The organism is Mycobacterium sp. (genome assembly GCF_032159765.1).
In the GTDB taxonomy this organism is placed as follows: domain Bacteria; phylum Actinomycetota; class Actinomycetes; order Mycobacteriales; family Mycobacteriaceae; genus Mycobacterium.
Genome location: NZ_JAVHWM010000219.1, coordinates 38,365 through 45,691, shown reverse-complemented (window position 1 = coordinate 45,691; position 7,327 = coordinate 38,365). Strand labels below are relative to the sequence as shown.

Here is a 7,327-nt window from a genome sequence, read left to right as displayed (position 1 = left end):
CCGCGTGATCGAAGATGTAGCGCAGCCCTTCGTCGCAATCGTCGATCGCCGCCGGGTACGGCTCTTCGGGGGCCAATCGATACTCAACGCTGATACAGACGCAGGTAAGCGACCGGGACCATTCGGCCAAGCGGGAATCGTCCATGAAGCGGTTGCCGATTACCGTCCCGCCGCCGTGCATCCAGTAGAGGACGGGCAGGTCCTCGACTTGATGCGCGGCATCGCGGGGCCGCAGCATGGTCATAGTGACGGCGCCGTCGGGTCCGGTCGTCAGTTCGGTGCGCTCGATGTCCGGCGCCGCGACTGGCATGAATACCGCGTTCTCCCGCATCATCGGCACCGTCTCGGCCGAGAACACGAACTCGGGAATGTCGCGGACGGCCTCGCGGATTTCAGGGTCGAGCGCTTCTCGACGCAGGTTCATCAACCGCCTCCCAGCATATCCCTGGCCGCACCGACCAGGCCGCCGTCAACGCGGATGTCGCATCCGGAGATGAAGCCCGCGCCGTCGGATTCGAGGAAGGCGACAAGTGCGGCGATCTCGCCCACTCGGCCGGGCAGCGGGCTTTCGGGTCGTTTAACCGGCGTCAGCTCGATCATCTGCGGAATGATGGGCTGTCGCTCGAGCTCCAGCCGACCCATCGCAGTATCGATAAGCCCCGGCGAGATGGCAACGACGCGTCCACCTTTGGCACCCCAGGGCGTGGCCAGCCGTTCGGCCAGTCGCATCACCCCGCGCTTGGCCAGTACGTAAGCCGTCGCGCTGTCCATCGGCTGGTCCAGGGCCTGCTCCAATGTATTGAACAGCCCGTCGGTCAGGGGATCGCAGAGCAATTTCTCGACGGCTGGGTCCACGTCGCTGTAGCCGGCGATCGAGCCGAACAGGATTGCTGAACTCCCGGGCTCGACCACGGGGAATACCGCGTCAGTGACGCGCACGCTGCCGACCAGGTCCACCTGGATTATGGTGCGTGCGTCGGCCATCTCGGGGGAGACCCCCACGGTGTGCACAAGACATCGAAGACGGCCTGAGGCGCGTACTCGGTCAGCGAGAGCGGCGACGTCAGCAGGTGAGGTGACGTCGCACTGCAGTGTGTCGACACTCGCTCCCTGTGCGCTGAGCAGGGAGCGCGCTTCCGCGAGTTGCCCCTCGTCGACGTCGACAAGCAGTAAGTGGCCCCGGTCGGCGAGAGCGCCGGCACAAGCGAACCCCATTCCTCCGGCGCCGCCGGTAATCACGAGCACGTTGGTATCGGCCATCTCAGAGCCTCTCGGTGATGGGTTACTTGCTGGCGTTAATATAGTATGACCGTTGCATCTGACGCAGATAGCGTTCTACTGTTGAGATGCGACGCCTTTCAGAAAGAGATCACATGCTTCCCGATGACGCAAGAATCATCTCCGTTGATGACCATGTCATCGAACATCCACGCGTCTGGCTTGACCGGCTTCCTTCCAGGTACGAGGACATCGCGCCGCGCATCGTGAAGCTCCCCGACGGCAACGACACGTGGCTCTACGAAGGGCGACCGTCGGGCAACTTTGCTCTCAATGCCGTTGCCGGCAAGCACCCGCGCGACTTCGGCATGGACCCACGCAGCTATGACGACATGCTGCCCGGCTGCCACGACATCGAGGACCGCATCAAGGACATGGACATCGAGGGCACGTGGGCCCAATTGTGCTTCCCGAATTTTGGCGGCTTCGCGGGCAGCACGTTTTACGCCGCCGAGGACAAGGACTTTGCGAAGCTGTGCATCAGCGCCTACAACGACTTCATCCTCGACGAGTGGTGCGCTTATGCCCCCGAACGCCAGATCCCGTTGATGATGGTGCCGTTCTGGGACGTCGAGGCGTCCGTCGCCGAGATCGAACGGACTGTCACCAAGGGCGCGAAGTCCATCTCGTTCATCGAGGCGCCGCACAAGCTCGGCCTGCCGTCGTTTCACACCGACCATTGGGATCCGATCCTGCGCATCTGCGAGGAAGCCGAACTGCCGTTGTCGTTACATTTCGGCTCGGGCGGCATGCCGCAGGGGCTGGCACCGGATGGGGATATGTTCATCAGCATCGCGCTGTTCGGGCTGAATTCGATGATCACGACCGTCGATCTGTTGATGTCCGACGTGTTTTACAAGTTCCCCAATCTCAAGGTCGCGCTGTCCGAGGGAGGCATCGGCTGGATGCCGTACCTGCTTGAGCGCGTCGACTACTCCTGGGGCCGGCACAAGTACTGGTGCAACGTCAACGCCGACAAGCTGCCCTCCGAACTGTTCCGGGAGCACATCTACGGATGCTTCATCTCCGACCAGTCCGGTATCGAGCAACGTCACCGAATCGGGATCGACAACATCATGTTCGAAAGCGACTATCCGCATTCGGATTCCAACTGGCCGCACACCCGCAAGCTGCTCGCTGAGCACCTAGTCGACGTGCCGGACGACGAGGCCCGAAAGATTGTCGAGCTGAATGCCCGCACCCTGTACCACTTTTGGGCCTGAGGCGGCCGATGACCGATCTCACGGTGGGAAAACGCCTGCGCAGCAACGTATGTGACACCAAGGTCATGAGGATGCCCTGGTTGGCTGGCGACCCGAGGTCTTACGCGCCGGTCGACTCGGAGTTCACGAAGTGACAGGAGAGACGATGTCGGTAGATGGAACCGATCTGAAGTTCGAGCCGTTCAAGCCCGGTCCGCCCGAGCAGCTGCCGTCGATTTACGCAGAGTTGCGAGACCGCTTTCCCGTCTATCGGACCGGCTCGAACATTTGGGTGATATCTCGGTTCGACGACGTAAAAGCCGTTCAGTCGAGCCCCGAAGTGTTCTCTTCGCGACCCAACCCCTACGAGGGTGACACTCCGCGGGACGCTGAGATGAAACCGGAGGTCATCGAACGCCTCCTGGCGCTCGCAGCGGGGATTCCCGTCGACATGGAAGAGATGGCGACGGCTAAGACCATCGCCGCGGCGGATCCGCCCCAGCATACGAGGATGCGAAGAATTGTCAGCAGGGGATTCACGCCTCCGCGCATCAAGGAGATGGGCGACGCCATCAGCGGGATCGTCGACCGCTGCCTGGCCGGAATCGGTGACCAGCCAAGCTTCGATGTGGTCGAAAGGCTCGCGGTTCCGCTGCCCGTTGAGATGATCTGCCACATTCTTGGCATAGACCGAAGCGAGTACGGGCGCGTCAAACACTGGTCCGATGGGTTCGCCGCGGCCGCCGGCAGGCAGTTCACCAGTGCCGCTGAACGCGACGAACTGATGCTGGCGACGATCAAGGAATTCAGCACCTACTTCGTGCCTCTCATCGAGTCGCGGCGTGCCGAGCCGAAGAACGACCTGGTCAGTGTGATGGTTGCGGCGATCGACAACGAATCCCTGAGCAACGTCGAAACCCTGATGATGTCGATCACGATCATGGTGGCCGGCAACGAAACGTCGACGAACCTCATCGGAAACACCGTGGTCGAACTGCTGTCCAACCCTGACCAACTCAAGATCTTGCTCGACGATCCAGCGCTGCTGCCCAATGCCGTCGACGAAGCTAACCGATTGACGGCTCCGATCCAGTTTGCGTTCCGCGAGGCCATCGAGGAGACCGAGGTCGCCGGCACCACCATCCCCAAGGGCGCCATCGTCGCGCTGCACATGGCGGCCGCCAACCGCGATCCACGCCGGTTCGAGGACCCAGATCGCTTCCTGATCACACGGCCTCCCTCCAAGAATCTCTCCTTCGGCCACGGCATTCACTTCTGTCTGGGTGCCCACCTCGCCGGTCTTGAAGTGCGGACCGCGATCGGCGGGTTGTTGCCGCATCTCGCCCACGTCGAGTTGACCGGCGCTCCGCTGCAACGCAATCCGACGGCATTGCTCAATGGTTGGCAAAAGGTTGAGCTCGCGTGGGTCTCGTGACCTATTGCTGATGGAACGTGACCGGTTGAAACACGTCAGCGTCGCTCGACCTGCCGCCGATTGCGGTCGACTACTGCGTGGTATCGGTCGCCCAGCTCGTCGAAACTCACTTTGTGCGCGTCGGCTATTTCCCGCTCGGCGACCAAGGCGCTATCGGTGACGGACGCCCAGCCGGTCGTATAAATCTCCTTGAGGCTCCGCATGATCGGCGCCGGCACCTCGGCGATCTGGGCGGCCAGATCGCGGGCCCGCCCGATCAGTCGATCGTGTGCAACCACCTCGGTCACCAATCCGATCCGCTGGGCGAGGCCCGCGTCTATTACTTCGCTCGTCATCGACAACCGCCGGGCCATGGCTGCGCCGACGAGTTGGGGCAGCCGAGCCGTCATTCCGGCGCGGGGCAGGATGCCGACTCGGGCGTGGGTGTCGGCGAACACCGCCCGCTCGGAGGCGAGCAGGAAGTCGCAGCCAAGCGCCATCTCCAGGCCGCCGGTAAACGTTGCGCCGTTAATCGCTCCGATGATCGGTGTCTTCATCTGCGCGACTGCGGTGATGCAGCTGTGGGATCGCAACCGCTCGAAATACGCCATGCCGTCGCGCTGGGCTTCCTTGAGGTCTACGCCTGCGCAAAACGCCGGGTCCGCTCCGGTGAGCACCACCGCGCGCACTGACTCCTCGGCGTCGGCATCGGTCAGCGCCGAATACAGAGTGCCGATCAGGTCGCTGCTCAACGCGTTGCGTGCCGCTGGCCGATTCATTGTCAATACCCGCACCGAGCCGTGATCGGTGATGATGACGAGCCGCTCGATCGACATGACGCGAAACTATCGGGTTGTAGTTAGGCGCCGAACACCATTTCCACTGCTCAGCGCGTTGATAGATATGCTCACGTCAGCCACCAGCCACGGGTTCGGCCGTCAAGCACTCTGGGGAGCTAGTCCGAGGAGGCCATACATGTTGCCGCCCATCATTTTTCGGACATCAGCGGCGGGAAAGAGCTCACCCATCTCTTTGGCCCAGTGCAGCGGGTCGGCCATGCCCTCGGGGTGCGGGTAGTCAGAGCCGAACAGGATGTGTTCGGGTGACATGAGGTTCACGAGGTCCTCGATGGAGTCTTCCCAGAACGGGTTGATCCACAGGTTGCGCAGAAATATCTCGCGAGGGTGTTCAGCGAACTCCCGTGGCATCTTCTGGTAGGTCTTCTCCAACGCCTTCAGGCATGAGATCGCCCAACTGCCTCCGTTTTCCACGCTGGCGAGTTTGACGGTCGGGAATCTGCTGAGCATGCCGTGGCAGATCGCAGCGGTGATCGTATCGTTGATCGCCCGACCGGAGGAGACGGCGTCGTAGAACGGATTGGGCTTGAACGCCAGCGTTTCGCGGCTGGTGCCCTCCCAGTCGTTGATGTATCGCTGGTAGCCGGAGTCGGACGCGTGCAGGGTGACCAGCACGCCTGATTCGGCCACCCGGGCCCAGAAGGCATCGAATTCCGGCAGGAACGGAGACCGGGTGCCGCGATAGCCGGCTACCGGTGCCGGGCGCATCAACACGACCTTCGCACCCCGGTCGAGCAGCCAATCAAGCTCGGCGATGCCGCGCTCAGGGACCGAAGGGTTCACGATCGGCGTGGCGAAGATCCGGTCCTGGAAGTTGAACGTCCACTCGTCGTAGAGCCACTGGTTGAACGCGTGGATCACGGTGCAGGTCAGCTCCGGGTCGTCGGCGAGGCGGACCTCGAGCAGGCTGGCCAGCGTTGGGAACATCAGCGCGGCGTCCAGGCCGAGGTCGTCGAGCAACTTCAGGCGCGGCTCGGCGGTGCGAAACTCCTCACCTGTTCGCATCGGCTTTCCAGCCAGCTCACGCAGGGACTTACCTTCGGGGTTATTGCCGGAAAAGTATTCGGCGAACGCCCCCGGCCGCGCGACCACTTCGAAGGTGGGGTTCGGGATGTAGTCGCTGATGACGTTATCCACGGCGATCTTGGTACGGCCATTCACCTGTACGTACTTGAAGAGTCCCTCGTACTTCGTCGGTAGGTGGCGGGTAAACGCGTCCTCGGTTTCGTACAGATGGTTATCTGCGTCGAACACCGGGAAGTCGAGCTTTGCCATGGTTCCTCCTGTTTCGGTCATGATCGATTCCGTGGGACCGCTGCATTGGTTCGCACCTCACGGAAGGGACGGTCCAGGTCTTCGGCACGCTCGCGGGGCATCCCGAGCACGCGTTCGCTGATGATGTTGCGGGTGATCTCGGTGGTTCCGCCGCCGATACACGGTCCTTGCCGGCCGAGGTAGGCGACGCCGAGATCTCCGGTCGGATCATCGTCGTGCCAGGCGGCGGCACGATCGCCGGCGATCTCGATCGCGATGCTGGCCAGTCTCACCCGCATCATCCCGTTGGACAGCCGGGGGATCGATCCGGCCGCCGCCGGTAGTCGGCCGGTTCGAATGGACGTGCCGATGCGCCCGACGAGCGCCGTGTGCACGCGAGTCAGGACACGAGCTTCGCCGACTAGCTGACGCACTCGTGGGTCGTTCGCGCCGCCGGACACCTGCGCGAGTGCAGCGGCACTCACCTGGTCACTTTCGTGGGCCGCCGTGCGCGGCGCCATCGCGTACGGGGAGGAGCCGCTCATGGCTTCGCGCTCGTGCAGCAGCAGGCGGGATGCGACCTTCCACCCGCCGTTGACCTGTCCGAGGACGTGGTCGGCGGGGACGGGGACGTCATCGAAGAATTCCTGGCAGAAGTCGTCGGTGCCGTCGACGTGTTTGATCTGGGTGATGGTGATCCCGGGCTGGTGCACCTTCACGATCAGGACGCTCAAACCCTGGTGTTTGGGAACGTCCCAGTCGGTGCGGGCCACGCACAACGCGTAGTCCGATTTCCACGCGTAGGTGCTCCATATCTTCGAGCCGTTCAGGATGAAGACATCACCGTTGCGTTCCGCCCGGGTCAGCGCTCCCGCGAGGTCGGATCCGCCGGTCGGCTCAGACAGGAACTGAACCCAGAGCTCCTCGCCCCTGAGCGCGGCAGGGATGAAGCGTTGCTTCTGCTCCTCGGTACCGAAGTCCAGGATGGTGGGCAAGATGATGGTGAAGGTGGGGGTGTTGAACAGCCTCGGCAGCTCGTAACCGTAGGTCACGTCGATGAATGCGTTCTGGTATTCCACGGGCAGCCCTCGGCCGCCGTACTCGACCGGGTAGCAGAGTCCCGCGAAACCGGCGTCCCACAGTTTGCGCTGGATCGCCTTGGCCCGCACGACATGGTCGGCGTCGTCGATGGCGTGGCCAAGGTAGGGATCCGCGCCATTGAGGGGTTCAAGATTAGCGGTGACCCATTCCGTGGCCCGCCCCCGGAACGTGTCGAGATCCTCGACCAGGCCGCCGGGTGCCGCAGTTGTCGCACTCATCGT

The 7,327-nt window shown here is 62.8% G+C and carries 7 protein-coding genes; 2 read left to right on the top strand and 5 right to left on the bottom strand.

Annotated features, from left to right (window positions below; all coding sequences use genetic code 11):
• Positions 1–424, bottom strand: a 424-nt coding sequence (locus tag QOH60_RS28110; RefSeq protein ID WP_526425170.1) for an alpha/beta hydrolase, incomplete at its 3' end; no start/stop codon positions are given.
• On the bottom strand, positions 424–1,260 hold the full coding sequence (locus QOH60_RS28105) for an SDR family NAD(P)-dependent oxidoreductase (protein WP_526425169.1): 837 nt from the start codon (positions 1,258–1,260) through the stop codon (positions 424–426). The genes QOH60_RS28110 and QOH60_RS28105, both read right to left, overlap by 1 nt.
• A 113-nt stretch (positions 1,261–1,373) precedes the next feature.
• Between QOH60_RS28105 and QOH60_RS28100 the strand changes: the two genes are divergently transcribed.
• Together QOH60_RS28100 and QOH60_RS28095 are read left to right on the top strand one after the other, a co-directional pair.
• A complete protein-coding gene (locus tag QOH60_RS28100; RefSeq protein WP_526425168.1) occupies positions 1,374–2,501 on the top strand; it encodes an amidohydrolase family protein in 1,128 nt (375 codons plus the stop codon).
• Between the two features lie 145 nt (positions 2,502–2,646).
• Complete coding sequence (locus tag QOH60_RS28095; RefSeq protein ID WP_526425167.1) at positions 2,647–3,915, top strand: cytochrome P450; 1,269 nt, start codon at positions 2,647–2,649, stop codon at positions 3,913–3,915.
• A 35-nt stretch (positions 3,916–3,950) separates the two neighbouring features.
• On the opposite strand, the gene QOH60_RS28090 is transcribed toward QOH60_RS28095, so the two are convergent.
• The 3 genes from QOH60_RS28090 to QOH60_RS28080 form a co-directional block, all read right to left on the bottom strand.
• Positions 3,951–4,730 (bottom strand): enoyl-CoA hydratase, encoded by a 780-nt coding sequence (locus tag QOH60_RS28090; RefSeq protein ID WP_526425166.1) that lies wholly within the window; start codon positions 4,728–4,730, stop codon positions 3,951–3,953.
• Positions 4,731–4,832: 102 nt separating this feature from the next.
• Positions 4,833–6,047, bottom strand: a complete 1,215-nt coding sequence (locus QOH60_RS28085; RefSeq protein ID WP_526425165.1) for an amidohydrolase family protein — start codon at positions 6,045–6,047, stop codon at positions 4,833–4,835.
• Positions 6,044–7,324, bottom strand: coding sequence for an acyl-CoA dehydrogenase family protein (locus QOH60_RS28080; protein ID WP_526425164.1), 1,281 nt, complete (start codon positions 7,322–7,324; stop codon positions 6,044–6,046). The genes QOH60_RS28085 and QOH60_RS28080 overlap by 4 nt, the downstream gene beginning before the upstream one ends.
• Positions 7,325–7,327: the final 3 nt, after the last annotated feature.